Origin of the sequence: Streptomyces sp. NPDC051555 (assembly GCF_044454405.1) — a bacterium.
Taxonomy (GTDB): domain Bacteria; phylum Actinomycetota; class Actinomycetes; order Streptomycetales; family Streptomycetaceae; genus Streptomyces.
This window is the reverse complement of record NZ_JBITDP010000023.1, coordinates 48791-70109: the sequence shown is the minus strand read 5'-3', so window position 1 is coordinate 70109 and position 21319 is coordinate 48791. Positions and strand designations below refer to the sequence as shown.

The 21319-nt window shown below is 71.8% G+C and carries 17 protein-coding genes; all 17 read right to left on the bottom strand.

The window, feature by feature from the left end:
- Positions 1 to 6 precede the first annotated feature (6 nt).
- Positions 7 to 1626: a glycosyltransferase family 2 protein gene (locus tag ACIBEA_RS34375; RefSeq protein WP_399267111.1), complete on the bottom strand. Its 1620-nt coding sequence runs from the start codon at positions 1624 to 1626 to the stop codon at positions 7 to 9.
- Positions 1627 to 1747: 121 nt separating this feature from the next.
- Complete coding sequence (gene obgE, locus ACIBEA_RS34370; RefSeq protein WP_399267110.1) at positions 1748 to 3205, bottom strand: GTPase ObgE; 1458 nt, start codon at positions 3203 to 3205, stop codon at positions 1748 to 1750.
- 168 nt (positions 3206 to 3373) lie between these two features.
- Positions 3374 to 3628 (bottom strand): 50S ribosomal protein L27, encoded by a 255-nt coding sequence (gene rpmA, locus ACIBEA_RS34365; RefSeq protein WP_351273059.1) that lies wholly within the window; start codon positions 3626 to 3628, stop codon positions 3374 to 3376.
- A gap of 13 nt (positions 3629 to 3641) precedes the next feature.
- Positions 3642 to 3962 carry a 50S ribosomal protein L21 gene (gene rplU, locus ACIBEA_RS34360; protein WP_330330369.1) on the bottom strand — a complete coding sequence of 107 codons (321 nt, stop codon included), beginning with the start codon at positions 3960 to 3962 and terminating at the stop codon, positions 3642 to 3644.
- Between the two features lie 261 nt (positions 3963 to 4223).
- A complete protein-coding gene (locus ACIBEA_RS34355) occupies positions 4224 to 8267 on the bottom strand; it encodes a ribonuclease E/G (protein ID WP_399267109.1) in 4044 nt (1347 codons plus the stop codon).
- A 235-nt stretch (positions 8268 to 8502) separates the two neighbouring features.
- On the bottom strand, positions 8503 to 9333 hold the full coding sequence (locus tag ACIBEA_RS34350; protein ID WP_399267164.1) for a TIGR03936 family radical SAM-associated protein: 831 nt from the start codon (positions 9331 to 9333) through the stop codon (positions 8503 to 8505).
- Positions 9334 to 9525: 192 nt separating this feature from the next.
- Positions 9526 to 9951: a PIN domain nuclease gene (locus tag ACIBEA_RS34345; protein ID WP_399267108.1), complete on the bottom strand. Its 426-nt coding sequence runs from the start codon at positions 9949 to 9951 to the stop codon at positions 9526 to 9528.
- Positions 9951 to 10169, bottom strand: a complete 219-nt coding sequence (locus ACIBEA_RS34340; protein ID WP_399267107.1) for a hypothetical protein — start codon at positions 10167 to 10169, stop codon at positions 9951 to 9953. Before ACIBEA_RS34340 ends, ACIBEA_RS34345 begins: the two co-directional genes overlap by 1 nt.
- 165 nt (positions 10170 to 10334) lie before the next feature.
- The gene (locus ACIBEA_RS34335; RefSeq protein ID WP_399267106.1) at positions 10335 to 12260 is read right to left on the bottom strand and encodes a TIGR03960 family B12-binding radical SAM protein; all 1926 of its coding nucleotides are present in this window, start codon (positions 12258 to 12260) and stop codon (positions 10335 to 10337) included.
- Between the two features lie 80 nt (positions 12261 to 12340).
- Positions 12341 to 13864: a CHAD domain-containing protein gene (locus tag ACIBEA_RS34330; protein ID WP_399267105.1), complete on the bottom strand. Its 1524-nt coding sequence runs from the start codon at positions 13862 to 13864 to the stop codon at positions 12341 to 12343.
- 91 nt (positions 13865 to 13955) lie between these two features.
- Complete coding sequence (rodA, locus tag ACIBEA_RS34325; protein WP_399267104.1) at positions 13956 to 15155, bottom strand: rod shape-determining protein RodA; 1200 nt, start codon at positions 15153 to 15155, stop codon at positions 13956 to 13958.
- The gene (gene mrdA / locus ACIBEA_RS34320) at positions 15155 to 17332 is read right to left on the bottom strand and encodes a penicillin-binding protein 2 (RefSeq protein ID WP_399267103.1); all 2178 of its coding nucleotides are present in this window, start codon (positions 17330 to 17332) and stop codon (positions 15155 to 15157) included. Before mrdA ends, rodA begins: the two co-directional genes overlap by 1 nt.
- 13 nt (positions 17333 to 17345) lie before the next feature.
- Entirely contained in the window at positions 17346 to 18059 is a 714-nt protein-coding gene (gene mreD / locus ACIBEA_RS34315) for a rod shape-determining protein MreD (protein WP_354380242.1), read from the bottom strand.
- Positions 18060 to 18071: 12 nt separating this feature from the next.
- Positions 18072 to 19013, bottom strand: coding sequence for a rod shape-determining protein MreC (gene mreC, locus ACIBEA_RS34310; RefSeq protein ID WP_399267102.1), 942 nt, complete (start codon positions 19011 to 19013; stop codon positions 18072 to 18074).
- A 156-nt stretch (positions 19014 to 19169) separates the two neighbouring features.
- Positions 19170 to 20189, bottom strand: coding sequence for a rod shape-determining protein (locus ACIBEA_RS34305; RefSeq protein WP_008738981.1), 1020 nt, complete (start codon positions 20187 to 20189; stop codon positions 19170 to 19172).
- 295 nt (positions 20190 to 20484) lie between these two features.
- Complete coding sequence (gene ndk / locus ACIBEA_RS34300; RefSeq protein ID WP_354380244.1) at positions 20485 to 20895, bottom strand: nucleoside-diphosphate kinase; 411 nt, start codon at positions 20893 to 20895, stop codon at positions 20485 to 20487.
- Positions 20896 to 20959: 64 nt separating this feature from the next.
- Entirely contained in the window at positions 20960 to 21316 is a 357-nt protein-coding gene (locus ACIBEA_RS34295) for a DUF4233 domain-containing protein (protein ID WP_399267101.1), read from the bottom strand.
- Positions 21317 to 21319: the final 3 nt, after the last annotated feature.

Sequence of the window (21319 nt, the reverse complement as noted above, 5' to 3'; positions counted from 1 at the left end):
CGAGCTCTAGCGTGACCGGCGGCCCGGACGGGCGCGGTCGAGGCGGTTGCGTACGAAGGTGGCGGCGCCCTCCGCGCCGGGTGCGAGCCGCAGCGCGAGCGATCCGGCGGCCGTGCGGTAGGGCTGCGTCAGCAGAACACCGTACCGGCCGCTGAGCAGCGCGCGGCGCCGCAGCAGGTCGCCCAGGGGGCGCAGGGAGGTGAGCAGGGAGCTGCCGTCCGCGCACTCCACGCTCACCCGGACGTCCCACGCCTGGATCCCGCGCAGGCCGCGGCGGCGACCGGTCGCGGCCAGGGCTGCGAGCCGGAAGGGCAGCTCCGCGCTCCAGCCGTCCGCGCCGTCGGGGCGCAGTTCGACGGCCGGGACCACGACCGGTTCGCCGCCCGCGCGCGGGACGAACCGCAGCTGCGCGGTGCGGGGCGAGGCCTCGGCGAGGCGCCCGTACAGGTCGTGGACACGGAGGGAAAGACGTGCGCCGCCGGCGGCCGGTTCCGCGTCGACGGTCACGGGGAGCTCGGCGACGGGCAGCTCGGCCAGCCCGTCGAGGACCGCGGGGGTCTCCTCGCTCCACACCGGGGCGCCGTCGCCGTCGCGGGCGTACGGCGGCAGCAGCCGGGGCGGCTCGGCGGCGAAGCGGGTCAGGCGCCGCACGTCGGCGGGCGGCGTCGGGGCGGCCCGCAGGACGCGCACGATCCAGCGGGCCCGGGCCGCGGCCGCCTCGATCGCGGCCCCGTCGAAGCCGGCGACGTAGTCCCGGGTCAGGGTCCACCAGGCGGCCTGGTAGTCGGGGTCGCTGCCCAGCTCCCGCAGGTACATCCGCAGGTCGTACTCCAGGAACTTGACCTGGCAGGCGAGGCCGAGGGCGGGGTCCGCGGCGGTCAGGACCGCGGCCGCGGCGCGGTGGGCCTCGACGCGGGACGCCCAGTTCCCCACGTCCTTGCGGTCCAGCGAGATGGACACCCGCGCGGCGGCCCGGCGCACGTGCCAGACGTAGACGAGCTCGGGGACGACCGCGATGCGGGGGGCGGCGGCCAGCACGCGGGCGGTGAAGACGAAGTCCTCGTAGACGAAGCGGCCGTCGGGGAAGCGGATCCCGTGCTCGTCCAGGAAGGACCGCTCGTAGAGCTTGTTGACGCACAGGGTGTCGCGGACCAGGTCGGGCCGGTCCGCGGGGCGCTCGATGACCTCGCCGGGGGTGTGCAGCCCGGGCATCCAGGGCACGTCGTGGCCCTGCGGCAGCTCGCGCCGCACGCACGCGCCGACGGTGACGGGCGCGCGGTGCTCCTCGGCGCCCCGCACCAGGGCCTCGGCGGCCCCCGGGGGCAGTACGTCGTCGCTGTCGAGGAAGAGGACGTACGGCTGGGACGCGAGCGCGATCCCGTCGTTGCGGGGCGTCCCGCAGCCCCCGCTGTTCCGCGTGCGGTGCACGACCTTCAGCCGCGGGTGTACGGCGGCCAGCTCGTCCAGCACCTGGGCGGTGCCGTCGCCGGACGCGTCGTCGACCGCGATGACCTCGCCCACGACGGGGCCTTGGGCCAGGGCCGAGGCGATGGCCTCGCCCACGAGCGCGGCGTCGTTGTAGGCGATCACCACGACGCTGACGCGGGGAGTGTTGCTGCTGCTCACCCCAGGATCCTATGGGACGTGCGGGGAGGGGTGACCGGTACCGGTCCACTCCGTGCGAAAGCCCCCGCAAAGGTCCCGGAGGGGATCTTCGCGGGGGCTGCCGTCAGAGGCGAGCCGGCTGTCAGGCGCCGGTCTGGTTCTGGCGGAACTCGTCGTACTCCTGCTGCGCCACGTCGCCGCGCTCGGCCTCGCGGTCGCGGCGGCGGGTCGTCGCCGGGCGCGGGGCCTCCAGGCGGTGGTCCTCGCCACGACGGCCCAGCATCTCGGCGCCGGCCATCATGGTCGGCTCCCAGTCGAAGACGACCGAGTTCGCGTCGGAACCGATCGCGACGCCGTCACCGGCGCGGGCGCCGGCCTTGCGCAGCGCGACCTCGACGCCGAGGCGGTTGAGGCGGTCGGCGAGGTAGCCGACGGCCTCGTCGTTGTTGAAGTCGGTCTGGCGGACCCAGCGCTCGGGCTTCTCGCCGCGGACGTTGTAGACGTCCTCGACCTCGTCGTAGGTGATCGTGAAGCCGGAGTCGTCCACGGCCTTCGGGCGGATGACGACGCGGGTCGCCTCTTCCTTCGGCTTGCGGGCGCGGGCCTTGGCGATGACCTCGGCCAGGAAGTACGACAGCTCCTTGAGGCCCGTACGGGCGACCGCGGAGACCTCGAAGACCTTGTAGCCGCGGGCCTCCAGGTCCGGGCGGACCATGTCGGCGAGGTCCTGGCCGTCCGGGATGTCGACCTTGTTCAGGACGACGAGGCGCGGGCGCTTCTCCAGGCCGCCGCCGTAGAGCTTGAGCTCGTTCTCGATGGCGTCGAGGTCGGCGAGCGGGTCGCGGTCGGACTCCAGCGTGGCGGTGTCCAGGACGTGCACGAGGATCGAGCAGCGCTCGACGTGGCGCAGGAACTCCAGGCCGAGGCCGCGGCCCTGGCTGGCGCCCGGGATCAGGCCCGGGACGTCGGCGATCGTGTAGACCGTCGAGCCCGCGGTGACCACGCCGAGGTTGGGGACCAGGGTGGTGAAGGGGTAGTCGGCGATCTTCGGCTTGGCCGCGGAGAGCACCGAGATGAGCGAGGACTTGCCCGCGCTCGGGAAGCCGACGAGCGCCACGTCGGCGACGGTCTTCAGCTCCAGGACGACGTCGCCACCGGTGCCGGGCACGCCGAGCAGGGCGAAGCCGGGGGCCTTGCGCCGGGCGGAGGACAGCGCGGCGTTGCCGAGGCCGCCGCGACCGCCTTCGGCCGCGACGTAGGTGGTGCCCTGGCCGACGAGGTCGGCGAGGACGTTGCCCTCCTTGTCGAGGACGACGGTGCCGTCCGGGACCGGCAGGATCATGTCCTGGCCGTCCTTGCCGGAGCGGTTGTCGCCGGCGCCGGGCTGTCCGTTGGTGGCCTTGCGGTGGGGGCTGTGGTGGTAGTCCAGCAGGGTGGTGATCGCCTGCTCCACCACCAGGATCACGTCACCGCCACGGCCGCCGTTGCCGCCATCGGGGCCGCCGAGCGGCTTGAACTTCTCCCGGTGAACGGAGGCGCAGCCGTGGCCCCCGTTACCCGCGGCGACGTGCAGCTCGACGCGGTCCACGAAGGTGGTCATGGGTGTTCCTCCAGATACATACGGGAATGTCCCGGGCAGGCCTTGCTGCCCATTAAACGTGTCTATGTGACAACGCGCCGAGGGCGGACCTCTCTTCCCGGCTTTCGCCGGAAAGAGCTGAGATCCGCCCTCGGGGTGTTACGAACGCTTCAGATCAGCAGAGCTGGATCAGGCGGCCGGAACGATGTTGACGACCTTGCGGCCGCGGTGGGTGCCGAACTCGACGGCACCGGCCAGCAGCGCGAACAGCGTGTCGTCGCCGCCACGGCCCACGCCCGAACCCGGGTGGAAGTGGGTGCCGCGCTGGCGGACGAGGATCTCACCAGCGGAAACGACCTGACCGCCGAAGCGCTTCACGCCGAGCCGCTGAGCATTGGAGTCGCGCCCGTTCCGGGTGGAAGATGCGCCCTTCTTGTGTGCCATGTCTCAGTCCCTCTTACTTCGCAGCCGCGGGGATACCGGTGACCTTGATCGCCGTGTACTGCTGGCGGTGACCCTGGCGACGGCGGTAGCCGGTCTTGTTCTTGTACCGCAGGATGTCGATCTTGGCGCCCTTGTGGTGATCCACAATCTCGGCCGTGACCTTGATGCCGGCCAGGACCCACGGGTCGCTGGTAACGGCTTCGCCGTCGACGACGAGCAGGGTCGAGAGCTCGACCGTGTCGCCAACCTTGGCAGTGGGAATCTTGTCAACTTCAACGATGTCGCCGACAGCAACCTTGTGCTGGCGACCACCGCTGCGCACGATGGCGTACACGCGGATCTCTCTCTCACTCGGGGCGGATGCTCCTGAAGCCAGCCGTTCAGGCGGGCCGAGGCCCGCACGGATCCGGATTGGACGAGCGGCCTCTCCCGGTGCGGCGCATGCGCGCACGCGGTGGGAGGGAGGTGCTCAGGAGCGCGGCGTGTCCTGAGACACGCCGACGGTCTAGGTTACGGGGCCCCCGTTCAGGGGTCAAACCGGGCCCCGCACGGCCGTGGGCCCCGCCGGACGGCGGGGCCCACGGACCGGTGTGGATCAGGCTTCGGTCGCCGGAGCCGAGACGGACGGGAGCGCCTGCTGCTCCGCCGCCGCGGTCTTCTTCGTCGCCGCCTTCTTCACGGTCTTCTTCGCGGTCGCCTTCTTCGCGACCGTCTTCTTGGCAGCCGTCGCCGTGGTCTTCTTGGCGGCGGTCGCCTTCTTGGCCGGGGCCTTCTTGGCGGCCGTCTTGCGGACCGCCTTCTTGGCCGGAGCGGGCGCCTCGGCGTCGGTCTCGACCTCGGCCTCGACCTCGGCCTCCACGACGGGCTCGGCGACCGGGGCTTCGGCGGCCGGGGCCTCCTCCGCCGCGGTGGCGACCACGACGATCGCGGCGTCCGCCGAACCGGCCGGAGAACCCGCGGGCGCGGTGGCCTTGCGGGTCGCCCGACGGCGCGGGCGCGTCGGGGACGTCTCCGCCACGGGCTCGGCGACCGGCTCCACGACCGGCTCCGGCTCCACGACGGGCTCCGGGGCGACCTGCTCGACGACCGGCTCCGGCGCGGGGGCCTCCTGGACGGCCTCGGCCGTCTTGGGGGCGCCCACCGGGGCGGTGGCCTTGCGGGTGGCGCGGCGGCGCGTACGGCCCTGCGGAGCGGCCTCCTCGACCGGCTCGGCGGCGACCTCGGCGACCGCAGCGGCCTCGACCACCGGCTCCGCCTCGACGACGACCGGCTCGATCACGACCGGCTCGACGACCGCCGGGGCGACCGGCTCGGCGACGACCTCGGCCACGGGGGCCGCTGCCGGGGCCGGAGCGGCCTGGACCGGAGCCCGGTCGGACCGGTCCGCGCCGCGCGGGGCGCCCGCCGGAGCGGTCGCCTTGCGGGTGGCGCGGCGGCGGTTGCGGCGGCCGCTGATGCCCGCCGCGGCCTCGGCCTCGCCCGGGCTGCTGTACAGCTCCTCGTCCGGGACGAAGGCGGGCTCCGGCAGGGCGCGCGGGGCGGCGACCTCGGCCGCCAGCTCCGCCTCGGTCTCCACCTGCTCCGCATCGGCGTCGGTGTCGACGTCGGCGTGCGCGTCGCCGTACTGCTCGTGGTCGTGCTCGTGCTCGCTGGTGCGGCCCGCACGCTTCTTGGCGCGCTTGCCGTTGCCGCCGCCGCCGATGGCCGTCGGCTGCTCCATGTGCACGATCACGCCGCGACCGTTGCAGTGGACACAGGTCTCGGAGAAGGACTCCAGCAGGCCCTGGCCGACCCGCTTGCGCGTCATCTGCACGAGGCCGAGCGAGGTGACCTCGGCGACCTGGTGCTTGGTGCGGTCACGGCCCAGGCACTCCAGCATGCGCCGCAGGACCAGGTCGCGGTTGGACTCCAGGACCATGTCGATGAAGTCGATGACGACGATGCCGCCGAGGTCGCGCAGCCGCAGCTGGCGCACGATCTCCTCGGCCGCCTCCAGGTTGTTCCTGGTGACGGTCTCTTCGAGGTTGCCGCCCTGACCGGTGAACTTGCCGGTGTTGACGTCGATGACGATCATCGCTTCGGTCTTGTCGATCACCAGGGAGCCGCCGGAGGGCAGCCACACCTTGCGGTCGAGCGCCTTGGCGAGCTGCTCGTCGATCCGGTACGTCGCGAAGACGTCGACCTCGGAGGTCCAGCGCGAGAGCCGGCCCGCCAGGTCGGGGGCCACGTGGTTCACGTAGCCGTGGATGGTCTCCCAGGCGCTGTCACCGCTGACGATGACCTTCGAGAAGTCCTCGTTGAAGATGTCGCGCACGACGCGGACGGTCATGTCCGGCTCGCCGTACAGGAGGCTCGGCGAAGAGGTCGAGATCTGCTTCGACTTCTTCTGGATGTCCTCCCACTGGGCCTGCAGGCGCTCGACGTCGCGACGCAGCTCGTCCTCGCTCGCGCCCTCGGCCGCCGTGCGCACGATGACGCCCGCGTCCTCGGGGACGATCTTCTTGAGGATGGTCTTCAGGCGCGCGCGCTCGGTGTCGGGCAGCTTGCGGCTGATCCCGGTCATCGAGCCCTCGGGCACGTAGACGAGGTAACGGCCCGGCAGCGAGACCTGGCTGGTCAGGCGGGCGCCCTTGTGGCCGATCGGGTCCTTGGTGACCTGCACCAGGACCGACTGGCCGGACTTGAGGGCGGCCTCGATGCGGCGCGGGCCGTTGGCCATGCCCAGCGCTTCGAAGTTGACCTCGCCGGCGTACAGGACCGCGTTGCGGCCCTTGCCGATGTCGATGAACGCGGCCTCCATCGACGGCAGCACGTTCTGGACCTTGCCCAGGTAGACGTTGCCGACGTACGAGGTGGCTTCTTCCTTGTTGACGTAGTGCTCGACGAGCACGTCGTCCTCAAGGACGCCGATCTGGGTGCGCTCGCCGCTCTGGCGGACGACCATCACGCGCTCGACGGCCTCGCGGCGGGCCAGGAACTCGGCCTCGGTGATGATCGGGACGCGACGGCGGCCCTGCTCGCGGCCTTCGCGGCGGCGCTGCTTCTTGGCCTCCAGGCGGGTCGAGCCCTTGATGGACTGGACCTCGTCGGAGGAGGTGGACTCGCTGCGCTCGCGAGCCGGACGGGGCTCGCGGACCTTGACGACCGTACGGACGCCCTCTTCTTCGGCGGCTTCGCCCTCGGCACCGGAGTCACCGCTGCGACGGCGACGGCGCCGGCGGCGACGGCTGGAGCTGGAGCCGGCCGGCCCGTTCTCGTCGTCGTCCTCGGAGCCCGCGTCCTCGGCCCCGGCGTCCTCGTCGGCCTCCTGCTCGGCCGCGGCCTCCTCGCCCTCCTCGGACTCCTCCTCGGCGGACTCGTCGAGGTCGGCGGACTCGCCGCGGCGGCGGCGACGGCCACCCCGGCGGCGGCGGCGCGACGGGCGGTCGCCCGACTCGTCGTCCTCGTCGACCTCCAGCTCCGCGGCCTCGGGCTCCTCGTCCAGCACGGACTCGACGGAGAGCGGGGCGTCGGCCTGCGTCACGGGGACGTAGGCGGGCTCGGCGGCCTGCTCGGGGGCCACGGCGCCACCACGGCGGCGACGGCGACGGCCCGCGGCGGGCGCGGCGGCGGGGGCCGGCGCGGGGGCGACGACCTCGGCCTCGAACTCGAACTCTTCTTCTTCGTCCTCGACCTCGTCGACGACGCGCGCGGCGGCGGCGGCCATCGCGGCGGTCTCGGGGGTCTGGAACATCGGCTCGGCGAAGACCGGCGCCTGGAAGACGGCGACGGCCGGACGCGCGGCGCGGCGGCCGCGCGGCTCGGCGGCCGGTGCGGCAGCGGGCTGCGGGGCGGCGGCCGGTGCGGCGGCGCGGGTGGCGCGGCGGCGCGGCGCGCGGCCCTTCGGGGAGTCCACGGCATCGGCGACCGTCACGGCGGCCTTGGCCGCGACGGGCTCCTTGGGCTCATCGACCGGCTCGGCGGCCTGCGGGGCCTCGACCGGGGCGGCCGGGGCGGCCACGGCGCGGGTGGCACGACGACGAGCACGCGGCGCGGGAGCGGCGTCCTCGACCGGCGCGGCGACCGGCTCGGCGACCGGGGTCTCCACGGCCACCGCGGCGGCGGGCTCGACGACCGGAGCGGCCTCGGCGGCCGGGGCGGCCACGGCGCGGGTGGCACGACGACGAGCACGCGGCGCGGGAGCGGCGTCCTCGACGGGCGCGGCGGCGACCGGCTCGGCGACCGGGGTCTGCGCGACCACCGCGGCAGCGGGCTCGGCCACCGGGGCCGTGGCCGCGCGGGTGGCGCGACGACGGGCGCGGGGGGCGGGAGCGGTGTCCTCGACGGGCGCGGCGGCCGGCTCGGCGGCGGGCGCCGCAGCAGCGGCTTCGGCGGCAGGAGCCGCCTCGGCGACCGGAGCGGCGACGGCGCGGGTGGCACGACGACGAGCACGCGGCGCGGGAGCGGCGTCCTCGACCGGCGCGGCGACCGGCTCGGCGGCGGGAGCCGGGGCGACCTCGGAGGTCTCGGCGGTCACGACGGCGCCGGGCGGACCGGCCGGCCGCGATGCGGCGCGGCGCCGCCTGCGCGGCGGCAGGTTGTCGCTGGGGCTGTTGCCCTCGGCGGTGTTGTCGTTGGCGGTGTTCTCGTTGTTGAGCATGTGCGGGGTTCTCCCGTCGCGCTCCCGGGCGCCGCGGCTGACATCCGGTCCGGCACGGCTCCGCACGATGAGCGCGGAACCGGCCTCCGGGGCGCGTGCGCCACACGGGAGCTGTAGTCCATGGCCGCCGGTTCCGTACGTGGTTGTCCGTACGGCCTGGCGGAAGTCTTCAGGTCTTTGCGCTGCCCGACCCAGGGAAATCCCGGATGCCAGGGTGGCGCGGCAACGACGGTCCCTACGCGGCGGGACCTTCCGGCGCCTTCGCGTCGGCCGCTACGGCAGCCGTGGGTGGGGCGGCCGTGATGGCCTCGCGGTCGGGCGCGAGCGGGTCGGTCACCGTGCCGGACTCCTCGTCGAAGAGCCCCTGCGCCAGCCTGGTCACCGCTGCGGGGACCGGCGGCGCCAGGTCGGCCACAGCTCGGAGACCGGACAGGACGTCGTCGGGTCGAACGGCAGGTGTCAGATGCCGAACAACCAGCCGCAGTATCGCACAAGCACTGTCCAGCGGCCTATCAGCCGGAACGACCGAGGTCGCGGCCAGGTCGAGGCTGACGACGGCGCCGCGCGTGTCGAAGGTCCGCATGCCGTTCTTCGTACGGCGCTGGACCTCGACGGTCTCGGCGGCGAGGAAGAGGGCCACGGCCCGCTCGGCCTCGGCGGGGTCCGTCCCGTCCAGGCGCAGTTCCCAGATCGAGGCGGTGAGCCGGTCCGCGAGGCCCGACGTGCGGGCTTCGACGGCGTCGACGATGTCGAGGCCGGCCGGCATCGACTCGTCGAGCAGGGCGCGCAGCGTCTGCGGGTCGCGGGGGGCGGCCAGGGCGATCTCCAGGTACTCGGCCTCGCTGCCGGTCCCGGTGGGGGCCGCGTTCGCGTACGAGACCCTGGGGTGCGGGGTGAAGCCCGCCGAGTAGGCCATCGGGACCTCGGCGCGGCGCAGGGCCCGCTCGAAGGCTCGCTGGAAGTCGCGGTGGCTGGTGAACCGGAGGCGGCCGCGCTTGGTGTAGCGCAGTCGGATGCGCTGTACCACCGGTGCGGGAGGGGGGCCTTCGGGCTGTCGCTTGCCCAGTGGTTCTTCTCCTTGTGCGGGGCGGGCGCTCTCGCGCACCGCCCGAGTCTGTGGAGCCGTCCGGCCGTGCCCGCTACTCCGGCTCACCCCCGCTGGTGCGGGGAGATCTCGGGTGCGTGCGCGTCGCCGTCAGCTGTCGTACTACCCACAGTACGCGCCCGTGACCTCGCCGGTTGCACAGGAGGAGGAGCCTCAGTCGATGGAACCGGGCTCGGCGAGCCAGCGGGTGCGCAGCTCGGTGACTCCGGCGACGGTCTCGAAGTCCCGGTCGTAGTGGAGGACCGTGAGGCCGTGTGCCCGCGCGGTGACCGCGACCAGCAGGTCGATGCCGCTCGCCGAGCGGTGGCTCCCCCGGTGGACCAGGACTTCCTGGAGTGCGAGCACCTGCTGCCAGCTGTCGGCGGGCGCCGGGTGCCAGGTGAACAGCTGGCGCAGCTGCGCCTTGGTCCGCTTGTAGTCCTGCACGGAGCGTGCCGAGTAGAGCATCTCGAACTCGGTCGGCTCGCAGAGCGAGACCCTCCCGGCCGACAGCGTCTCGATCCACGTCTCCCGGATCCCGGGCCGCAGGATCCGGCCCGCGGCGGACTTGTCGATCAGGAACTGGGGCTTCTCGGCCATCAACCCCACGCCTTCTCTTCGAAGCCGGGCTCGGTGAGCGCGTCGAACGCCCCCTCGTCGGCGAGTGCGATCAGCTGCGCCAGCGCCCGTTCGCGCCGCAGCCTCGCTCCTATCTCCGTGAGCGCCGCGTTGACCGTGTCCTTCTTGGTCTTGGTGCCCAGCGCCTCGGCGGCCAGCGCGAGGGCTTCCTCGTCGATGTCGATCAGGGTCTTGGCCATGACTATCGCCTCCGGGCTCTCGCGCGATATATACGGGACCTCTCCTCAAAAGATATCCCAGGGCGCGAAGTGCAGAAACCTTAAGGCGTCATTCGAATGAATATGCCCCCCGCCGGATCCCGGCGGGGGGCATATCGGAGACAGCGTGAAGGGCCGGCTCGGCGGCTACTTCACGACCGACAGCGGCAGCAGCTTCTGCCCCGTGGGGCCGATCTGGATCTGGGTGTCCATCTGCGGGCAGACGCCGCAGTCGAAGCACGGGGTCCAGCGGCAGTCCTCGACCTCGGTCTCGTCGAGGGCGTCCTGCCAGTCCTCCCAGAGCCAGTCCTTGTCGAGACCGGAGTCCAGGTGGTCCCAGGGCAGGACCTCCTCGTAGGTGCGCTCGCGGGTCGTGTACCAGGCCACGTCCACGCCGTACGCGGGCAGCGTCTTCTCGGCCGCCTGCATCCAGCGGTCGTAGGAGAAGTGCTCGCGCCAGCCGTCGAAGCGGCCGCCCGATTCGTAGACGGCGCGGATGACGTCGCCGATGCGGCGGTCACCGCGGGACAGCAGGCCCTCGACCACGCCCGGCTTGCCGTCGTGGTAGCGGAAGCCGATGGAGCGGCCGTACTTCTTGTCGCCGCGGAGCTTGTCGCGCAGCTTGGCCAGGCGCGCGTCCGTCTCCTCGGCCGACAGCTGCGGGGCCCACTGGAAGGGGGTGTGCGGCTTCGGCACGAACCCGCCGATGGAGACCGTGCAGCGGATGTCGTTCTGCCCGGAGACCTCGCGGCCCTTGGCGATGACGTTGACCGCCATGTCGCCGATCTGCAGGACGTCCTCGTCGGTCTCGGTCGGCAGGCCGACCATGAAGTACAGCTTCACCTGGCGCCAGCCGTTGCCGTAGGCGGTGGCGACCGTGCGGATCAGGTCCTCTTCCGAGACCATCTTGTTGATGACCTTGCGCATGCGCTCGGAGCCGCCCTCGGGGGCGAAGGTGAGGCCCGAGCGGCGACCGTTGCGGGTCAGCTCGTTGGCCAGGTCGACGTTGAACGCGTCCACGCGGGTGGACGGGAGGGACAGGCCCACCTTGTCCTCCGCGTAGCGGTCCGCCAGGCCCTTGGCGATGTCCGCGATCTCGGTGTGGTCCGCGGACGACAGCGAGAGCAGGCCGACCTCTTCGAAGCCGGTCGCCTTCAGGCCCCGCTCCACCATTTCGCCGATGCCGGTGATGCTTCGCTCCCGTACGGGACGCGTGATCATGCCGGCCTGGCAGAAACGGCAGCCGCGGGTGCAGCCGCGGAAGATCTCCACGGACATGCGCTCGTGGACGGTCTCGGCGAGCGGGACCAGGGGCTGCTTCGGGTAGGGCCACTCGTCGAGGTCCATGACCGTGTGCTTGGACACCCGGTACGGAACGCCGGAGCGGTTCGGAAGGACACGCGCGATGCGGCCGTCCGGGAGGTATTCGACGTCGTAGAAGCCCGGCACGTACACCCCGCCGGTCTTCGCCAGGCGCAGCAGGACCTCTTCGCGCCCGCCCGGACGGCCCTCGGCCTTCCAGGCGCGGATGATGTCGGTCATGTCGAGGACGGCCTGCTCGCCGTCGCCGATGACCGCGCAGTCGATGAAGTCCGCGATGGGCTCGGGGTTGAAGGCCGCGTGGCCGCCCGCGAGGACGATCGGGTCGTCGATCGTACGGTTCTTGGCCTCCAGCGGGATGCCCGCCAGCTCCAGCGCCGTGAGCATGTTGGTGTAGCCCAGCTCCGTGGAGAAGGACAGGCCGAACACGTCGAAGGCACCCACGGGACGGTGGGAGTCGACGGTGAACTGCGGCACCTTGTGCTCGCGCATCAGCTCTTCGAGGTCGGGCCACACGCTGTAGGTGCGCTCGGCGAGGACGCCCTCGCGCTCGTTGAGCACCTCGTAGAGGATCATGACGCCCTGGTTGGGCAGTCCGACCTCGTAGGCGTCCGGGTACATGAGCGCCCAGCGGACGTCACATTCGTCCCAGTTCTTGACGGTGGAGTTCAGCTCCCCGCCGACGTACTGGATCGGCTTCTGGACGTGCGGAAGCAGGGCCTCGAGCTGAGGGAAGACCGACTCGGTCATCACGCGACTTTCGTGAAGCGGGCAGGGGGCGACTCTCAAGCGTACCCCGGGGCACAGGCGCCCCCCGCCGCCCCGATCACCGACTAACCGCCCAGCGGGGCCCGGAGCCGCGGGTCCGAGGCTTCGGCCCAGACTTCGGGGAGTTCGCGTTCGCGGCGCTCGGCCAGGGCCTCCTCGCGGCCGTGCAGCAGACCCCAGGTGAAGGAGGACTCCCCCGCGCCGTTCGCCTGGACGGCCAGGGCGCGCAGGGCGTCGCGGGCGACCACGCTGTCCTGGTGGTCGCCGAGCAGGGTCTGGACCGACTTCATGGCCTTGGCCAGCCGTTTCGCCGGGTCGCCGAGGGCCGGTACGAGGATTTCCGCCGCGTAGCGGGCGCGCTTGGCGGCCTTGCGCGCGTCGTGCAGGGCCAGGTCCCGGTCCTCGCCCGGGGTGAGGGCGAGCGCCGCGCCGATCCGGCCGGAGAGGCGTTCGTAGTCGGCGAGCACCGCCTTGGGCAGGACCCGTGGGGCCGGCTTCGCGGCGGCCGGGAGCAGCGGCGGGTCCTGGAGCAGCGCGTCCAGGGCGTCGAGCAGGGCGAGGTAGCGCTTGCCGTCGAGGGTGGCGAGGGCGCGGCGCCGGGAGCCGGAGCGGCGGGAGGTGTTCCAGATCCGCAGGCGGGCGCGGACGGGGCCGAGCACCAGGGTCTGCGGGAGTTCGCCGAGGCGGGTGCGCAGGCGTTCCAGGAGGACCTCCTGGTCGCGGTCGACGCCGAGCTCGCCGGCGAGCCAGCGCAGCTCCTGGCCGAGCGGGTCGGTGCGCTCGCGGTCCAGGACGCGGCGGGAGGTGCGCAGCGCGCTGCGCAGGCGGCGGGTGGCGACGCGCATCTGGTGCACGGAGTCGGGCAGGCCGCGCCGGACGGCCGGGTCCTGGGCGACGAGGGCGTCGCGCTGGGCGCGCAGGTACGCGAGGACGTGGGCGCCCGCGGTGTCGTCGACCGGGTCGGTGCCGGGCCGGGGGGCGGGCGCGGATCCGGTCTCGGCGAGGGCGCGGGCGAGTTTGGAGGGGGCGGCGCTGACGGTGAGTCCGGCCTTGCGGAAGCGCTTCTCGACGGCGTCGAGCAGGGCGGGGTCGACGTCGTCGGCGAGTTCGACCTCCACCTCGGTCCAGGCGGCGGTGGTGTCGTGGCCCTCGGCGCGCACGGCATCGGTGCTCAGCTCCGCGAGCAGCGCTCCCCCGGCGTCCAGGAGGTGGAGCACCTTGCGCGAGGACAGCAGCCGCATCTGCGGAACGAGCGCCGCGTCGCGGACCCGGGAGCGCAGCAGGGCGGTGAGGGCGCGCGGCACGCCGTCGGTGAGTCCCGCGCGCACCTCGTCGCGGACCCCGGGCGAGACGGGGAGCTTGAGGTGCCAGCCGGCGTCCTCGCCGCCGGTCCTACGCCGCAGGGTCAGGCCGTCGGCGGCGAGCCGCTGGTCGGGGGTGTCGTAGTAGACCGCGTCGAGGTCGACGGTGCCGCGGTCCAGGGCCGTGGCGATGCCGGCCGTGCCCGTCAGGTCGGGCACTCCGCGCCGTCCCGCCTTGACGCTCGTGAACTCGAATTTCCGCTCGACCTCGCGCTTGGTCTCCGCCATGCAACGAACGTAGACCTGAACGGAGGGCGAAGTGAAGGCGAACGCCGGGGACGGCCGGGCATCGGCCACACATCCGGCCGAGACCGGCCCCTCAGGCCGACATCGGCCGTTGCACCCTGATCGACTGCAACAGTCCGATGGCCACCCACACGGCGAACATCGACGATCCTCCGTAGGAGACGAACGGCAGCGGCAGCCCGGCCACCGGCATGATGCCGAGCGTCATGCCGATGTTCTCGAAGGCCTGGAAGGCGAACCAGGCGATGATCCCGGCGGCCACGATCGTCCCGTACAGCTCGGTGGTCTCCCGGGCGATCATGCAGGCGCGCCAGAGCACCACCCCGAGCAGGACCAGGATCAGCCCGGCCCCGACGAAGCCCAGCTCCTCCCCCGCCACGGTGAAGACGAAGTCGGTCTGCTGCTCCGGCACGAACTGGCCGGTGGTCTGGGAGCCCTGGAAGAGCCCCTCGCCCAACAGCTTGCCGGAGCCGATCGCGATCCGCGCCTGGTTGGTGTTGTAGCCGACGCCCGCCGGGTCCAGGGCCGGGTTCGCGAAGGCCGCGAAGCGGTTGATCTGGTACTCGTCGAGGATGCCGAGCTGCCAGATGAGTACGGCGCCCAGCGCGCCGGATCCGAGCAGCCCGAGCACCCACCGGTTGGAGGCCCCGGAGGCCAGCAGCACCCCGAGCACGATGACCAGCATGACCATGACCGAGCCGAGGTCGGGCATCAGCATGACGATGCCCATGGGCGCGGCGGCCAGGCAGAGCGCCTTGATCACGGTGCGGTGGTCGGGGTGGTCGAGGTCCCCCGCGTCCACCCGGGCCGAGAGCAGCATCGCCATGATCAGGATGATGGTGATCTTGCAGAACTCGGAGGGCTGGAGCGAGAAGCCGCCGCCGATGACGATCCAGGCGTGCGCGCCGTTGATGGTCGCGCCGAGCGGGGTCAGCACGGCCAGGACCAGGACCAGCGAGAGCCCGTAGAGGATCGGCACCGCGCCGCGCAGGGTGCGGTGGCCGAGCCAGACCGTGCCGATCATCAGCACCAGGCCGATGCCGGTGTTCATGGCGTGCCGGAAGAGGAAGTAGTACGGGTCCCCGTTGTTCAGCGTGGTGCGGTTGCGGGTGGCCGACCACACCAGCAGCGAGCCGATGAAGGACAGCGCCAGCGCGCTGAGCAGTATCGGCCAGTCCAGGCGCCGCAGCACCGAGTCCCGGGCGGTGAGCTTGCCGAGCGCGCCCCGGTCGGGGGCGTAGCGGGAGACGGAGAAGGTGTTCGGTCCGGGCATCAGTCCTGCCTCCCGGTTCCCGGGCTGCGCGGCGGGCCGGCGGCGGGCGCCGGGGCGTCCGTCGGGCTCGGCGGCACGTAGGGCTTGACCTCGGGCGCGTCGATCGAGCCGTCGGGCTGGATCGTGGGGAGCGCCGTCTCGGGGTGCGGCAGCAGGGCCTTGGAGAGGTCCTGCTTGCCGGCCATGTCGAGACCGTAGATCGCGTTGTAGATGTTGCGCACGGCGGGACCGGAGGCGCCGGAACCGGTACCACCCTGGGAGATCGTCATCACGATCGTGTAGTCCTCGGTGTACGTGGCGAACCAGGACGTCGTCTGCTTGCCGTAGACCTCGGCGGTGCCGGTCTTGGCGTGCATCGGGATCTGCTTCTGCGGCCAGCCGCCGAAGCGCCAGGCGGCGGTGCCGCGCGTGGCGACGCCCTCCAGCGCATCGTTTATCTGCGACCGGGTCTTCTCGTCCATCGGCAGCTTGCCGTGGGCCTGGGGCTTGATCTCCTGGACGTTCTTGCCGTCGGCGCTGACGACCGCCTTGCCGATCGTGGGGTTCCACATGGTGCCGCCGTTGGCGATGGCGGCGTAGATGGTCGCCATCTGGATCGGGGTGACGAGGGTGTCGCCCTGGCCGATCGAGTAGTTGACGGAGTCACCGGCGCGCATCATGTTGCCTTCGAGGCAGTTCTCGTAGGAGAGCAGCTCGATGTAGGTGCCGCCCTTCTTGCCGACCTTGCACCACTGGTCCTTGTTGGCCTCCCAGAACCGCTGCTTCCACTGGCGGTCGGGGACCCGGCCCTTCTCCTCGCCCGGCAGGTCGACGTGGGTCTCGGCACCGAGACCGAACTCGTGGGCCGTCTTGTAGAAGATGTCCGCCGGGTTCTTCACCGGCTTGAGCGCGCCGTCCTTCTGCCACTGCTGGTGGGCGAGGGCGTAGAAGACGGTGTCGCAGGAGACCTCCAGGGCCTGGCCGAGGGTGATCGAACCGTGGCCCTGGGACTCGAAGTTCTTGAAGACCTGGCCGCCGATGGAGTACGAGCTGGGGCAGGGGTAGTTGCCGTCGAAGGCGTACCCGGCGTTCACGGCGGCGGCGGTCGGGATGACCTTGAAGATGGAGCCGGGGGCGGCCTGGCCCTGGATCGCCCGGTTCATCAGCGGGACGTTGGACTCCTTGGCGGTGAGCTTGGCGTAGTCCTTGCCGGAGATCCCGCCGACCCAGACGTTGGGGTCGTAGGTCGGGTTGGAGGCCATGGCCACGACGCGGCCGGTCTTGGACTCCAGGACGACGACGGCGCCCGCGTCGGCCTTGTAGTTGACGCCGGTGTTGCGGTCGTTCTGCTTGCGGGCCTCGACCATGGCCGCGTTCAGCTCGTACTCGGTGACGGCCTGGACCCGGGAGTCGATGCTGGTGACCACGTTGGCGCCGGGGACCGCGGGGTCGTTCTTGGCCTCACCGATGACGCGGCCGAGGTTGTCCACCTCGTAGCGGGTGACGCCCGACTTGCCGCGCAGCGCCTTGTCGTAGGTGCGTTCCAGGCCGAAGCGGCCGACCTGGTCGGAGCGCAGGAACGGGGAGTTGGTGGTCTTGGCGCTCTGGATCTCGCTGTCGGTGACGGGCGAGAGGTAGCCGAGGACCTGGCCGGTGTTGGCGCCGCCGGGGGCCGGGTAGCGGCGTACGGCGGTGGGCTCGGCGGTGATGCCGGGGAAGTCCTCGGGCCGCTCGCGGATCTGCAGGGCCTGCTGCGTGGTCGCTTCGAGGGTGACCGGGATCGGCTGGTACGGGGAGCCGTTCCAGCACGGCTGGGGGGTCTTGGAGTCGCAGAGGCGGACCTTGTCCATGACCTCCTGCGGCTTCATGTCCAGGACCCCGGCCAGCCGGGTCAGGACGTCCTTGCCCTTGTCCTTTATCTTCATCAGCTCGGTGCGGCTGGCGGAGACGACCAGACGGGTCTCGTTGTCGGCGAGCGCGACCCCGCGGGCGTCGAGGAGCGAGCCGCGCACGGCGGGCTGGACGACCTGCTGGACGTGGTTGTTCTTGGCCTCGTCCGCGTACTCCGCGCCGTTGCGGATCTGGAGGTACCACAGCCGCCCGCCGAGGGTGAGCAGCAGCGAGAAGACGAGCACCTGGAGGATGACGAGCCGGATCTGCACCCGGGGGGTGCGGCCGGTCTCGGGAATGTTGGTCACGCGCGGTCCCCCGTCACAGCTTCTTGACGCCCTTGACGCTCTTCACGCCCTTGACCCCCTTGACGCCCTTTATGCGCACGGCCTTGTTCGCCCGGCCGCGCGCGGTCTTCATCCGTAGACCGCCGCGCTGGCTGCCGATGCGCAGGCCCGTGCCGCCCGAGAGCCAGCCGGAGGCCACGTCGGCGCCCTGCGCCGGGCCGCCGTTGGCCTCGACGGCCATCGGGTCGTTCTCCGCGCGCCGGGCCAGCGCCATCAGGAACGGCACCGTGAAGGGTGCGAGCAGCAGGTCGTAGAGGACCGCGGTGAACAGCAGTCCGGTCAGCCCGACGTGGCGGGCGGCGGTGTCGCCGACCAGGGCGCCCACGCCCGCGTAGAGCAGCGTGGAGCCGACGGCGGCGGCCACCACGGTGAGCATCGGCCCCCAGGCCGAGCGGAAGCGCCCGGTGTCGGGCCGCACCAGCCCGCAGACGTACCCGGTGAGGCAGAGCACCAGGGCGTAGCGGCCGGCGGCGTGGTCGGCCGGCGGGGCCAGGTCGGTCAGCAGTCCGGCGCTGAAGCCGATCAGGGCGCCGCTGACCGGTCCGTAGACCAGGGCGAGGGCGACGACGGTGAGCAGGACCAGGTCGGGGACGGCGCCGGGCAGCTGGAGCCGCCCCAGCACGCTGACCTGGACGACGAGGGCGACCACGACCAGGGTCGTGGAGAGCAGGATGCGGTTGAAGCGCATGGCGGTCGGCTCCTACTCGTCGGCCGGCTTGGCGGACCCGCTGGGGGACGGCGCGACGGTGACGGTGACGGTCGGCGTCGGCTTGGGTCCCTCGGGCTTGGGCGGCAGGACGGCGTCGCGCGGGTCCTGCCGGGGCGGCATGACCACGACGCCGACGATGTCGAGGCGGGAGAAGCCGACGTAGGGGCGGACCCAGATCGTGCGGGTGAGGTCGCCGCGGGAGGGGTCGACCTTGACCACCTCGCCGATCGGGACGCCGGGCACGAAGGGCTTGTTGCCGCGCGAGCCGAAGGTGACGAGGCGGTCGCCGGGGCTGACCTTGGCCTTGCCGTTGAGCATCTGGACGGACAGGGCGCGGTCGCCCTGGCCGGTGGCGAAGCCGAGCTCGCCGGTCTTCTCCAGGCGGGTGCCCACCGTGAAGTCCGGGTCGTTGGCCAGGACGACGGTGGCGGTGTCGGGGCCGACGGTGGTGACCCGGCCGACGAGTCCGTCGCCGTTGAGGACGGTCATGTCGCGTTCGATGCCGTCCTTGCTGCCGGCGTCGATGGTCACGGTCCAGGAGAAGCCCTGGGCCGCTCCTATGGCGATGACCTCGGCGCCCTTGATGCCGTACTGGCCGGAACCGGCGCGCTTGAGCATCTCGTCCAGCTCGTGGATCCGGCTCTTGTTGCGGTCGTCGCTGCCCAGCTTGGCCTTGAGCGCGGCGTTCTCGCCTTCGAGCACGGTGATGCGGTTGTGGCGCTCTCCGGAGTCGCGCACCGCCCCTATGGCGTTGGCGACCGGGTCCACCGCGGTCGCCACGCCCTTCTCGACCGGGCCGAAGACCGCTGCGGCGGCCTGCCGGGCACCGTCGACCGGTGACTCCTCGCCCGCTCTGATGTCCACCGTGATCAATGCGAACGCGATGGCGATCAGCAGCACCAGGAGCAGCCGGCTCTCTCGTGTGTCCCTCACGTGCGGCGGCCGTGCCTTCCTCGTCGGAATATTTCCCTGCCTGTATATCAACGATCCGCCGTACGGGAGCGACAGCACCCGTACGGCGGATCCTTGTGTTCCGCAAGGCCGTCCGCCCCGTGGGCCCCCTGGCAGAGGGGCGCGCGGCGGGGCGGGTCAGCGGCGGGGCTGCGCGTCCAGGACCTGCTGGAGCGCCTCGAACTCCTCCACGCACTTGCCGGATCCGAGGGCCACCGAGTCGAGGGGGTCCTCGGCGATGTGGATCGGCATGCCGGTCTCGCGGCGCAGCCGCTCGTCGAGGCCGCGCAGCAGGGCGCCGCCGCCGGTGAGGACGATGCCGCGGTCCATGATGTCGCCGGACAGCTCCGGCGGGCACTTGTCCAGGGTCGTCTTGACCGCGTCGACGATGGCGTTGACGGGCTCCTCGATGGCCTTGCGCACCTCGGCCGCGGAGATGACCACGGTCTTGGGCAGGCCCGAGACGAGGTCGCGGCCGCGGATCTCGGTGTGCTCGTCCTTGTCGAGGTCGTACGCCGACCCGATGGTGATCTTGATCTGCTCGGCGGTGCGCTCGCCGAGGAGGAGCGAGTACTCCTTCTTGATGTGCTGGATGATCGCGTTGTCCAGCTCGTCACCGGCCACCCGGATGGACTGCGCCGTGACGATTCCGCCGAGCGAGATGACGGCGACCTCGGTGGTGCCGCCGCCGATGTCCACGACCATGTTGCCGGTGGCCTCGTGGACGGGCAGGCCCGAGCCGATGGCGGCGGCCATGGGCTCTTCGATGATGTGCACCTGGCGGGCGCCGGCCTGCGTGGACGCCTCGATGACGGCGCGCCGCTCCACTCCCGTGATGCCGGAGGGTACGCAGACCACGACGCGCGGACGGGCCAGGTAGCGGCGCTTGTGGATCTTGAGGATGAAGTACCGGAGCATGCGCTCGGTGATCTCGAAGTCGGCGATCACGCCGTCCTTGAGCGGGCGTACGGCGACGATGTTGCCGGGCGTGCGCCCGATCATCTTCTTCGCTTCGGAACCGACCGCCAGAATGCCACCGGTGTTCGTGTTGATGGCGACCACGGACGGCTCGTTCAGGACGATACCCCGGCCCCTCACGTACACCAGCGTGTTGGCGGTCCCGAGGTCGATCGCCATGTCACGGCCGATGAACGACATAGTGTTCCCCTTGTTCCCCATGAGGAGCGTCTGGCCTTCCAGTTGATAGCGGCTGCTGTCAGGTCGGCGAGGTGGGTGTGTGGGTGGAGGCCCCATCGTAATGCCGCAAGTACGGGCACCGCGCGACGGGACTCCGGCAATCCCGCCGGAACGGAAACCCGCCCCCTAGTGGTGACGTCGCGTCCTGCGCATACGTTCCCGTGATCACCCGTTAATACCGAAGGGCGACCGAAATTAATTCGGTCGCCCCAGGTCATGAGCGCTATTCGGCTGATGTTCCGTCAGGAAAGAGTCATCAGAGAGCCGGGAAGAACAGCTTCAGCTCCCGCTCGGCGGACTCCTCGGAATCCGACGCGTGGATCAGGTTCTCCCGGGTGATGGTGCCGAAGTCACCCCGGATGGACCCCGGCGCCGCGGCGATCGGGTCAGTGGGTCCGGCCAGCTGGCGGACACCCTCGATCACGCGTTCCCCTTCGACCACCAGGGCGACGATCGGGCCGGAGGACATGAAGCCCATGAGGGGCTCGTAGAACGGCTTGCCCTTGTGCTCCCCGTAGTGCGCCTCCAGCGTCTCCTGGTCCAGCGTCCGCAGCTCCAGCGCGGGGATGGTCCAGCCGGCCTTGCGCTCGATCCGGCCGATGACCTCGCCGATCAGACCACGACGGACGGCGTCGGGCTTGAGCAGGACGAGAGTGCGCTGGGTCATGTTCTAACTCCTTGCGGCATACGGGTGCGGTGCGTCGAGGCTACAGGGGCCGTACGGGCCCCCGTCACGCAGCGTCAGGAGCGGCCGCCTCCGCCTGCGCGGCCCAGCGGGCCTTGATGACGTCGATCTTCCGCCCGTAGTGCACGGAACACCACCACAGGCCCGCGAACACCGCACCGAGGATGAACATCGTCGGAACGACGAACCCGCTCAGGACCAGCCCGATCTGCAGCGCCCACCCGATCTGGACGGCGCCGGGGCGCGAGAGCATCCCGCACAGCAGCACCGACAGCAGCATGGTGACCCCGCAGACCGTCCAGACCGCGGCCTGCGTCAGGTCCGGGTTCTTCATCGCGACCAGACCGGCGAAGCCGATCACGAAGAACTCGCCGATCAGCGTGCTGGCACAGAGCGTGCGCATGTC